This is a genomic window from Mameliella sp. CS4, from assembly GCF_019392335.1.
Lineage (GTDB): Bacteria > Pseudomonadota > Alphaproteobacteria > Rhodobacterales > Rhodobacteraceae > Antarctobacter.
In genome coordinates, this window is sequence record NZ_JAHXRQ010000291.1 from 1 (window position 1) to 237 (window position 237).

Annotated in this window: 1 pseudogene; it reads left to right on the plus strand. The window is 64.6% G+C overall.

Annotated features, from left to right (window positions below):
- Nucleotides 1-237, plus strand: a pseudogene (locus tag KZZ07_RS27435) (IS3-like element ISMtsp5 family transposase); the annotation flags it as partial.

Consider the following 237-nt stretch of genomic DNA (forward strand, 5'->3'; position numbering starts at 1 on the left):
GGCGGCTTTACGGCCGAGATCGCCTCCGGCCTGAGTGTCCGGCACGACCATGGCAGCCAGTACATGTCGGACGATTTCCAGGCGGAACTGGCGTTCCTGGGTATCGCAAGTTCGCCCGCCTTCGTGCGCGCACCGGAAGGAAACGGCTGCGCCGAGCGCTTCATCCGCACGCTCAAGGAAAACTTGCTCTGGGTGGAGCACTTCGACACGGTCGAGGACCTGCGTCGCGCGTTGCTG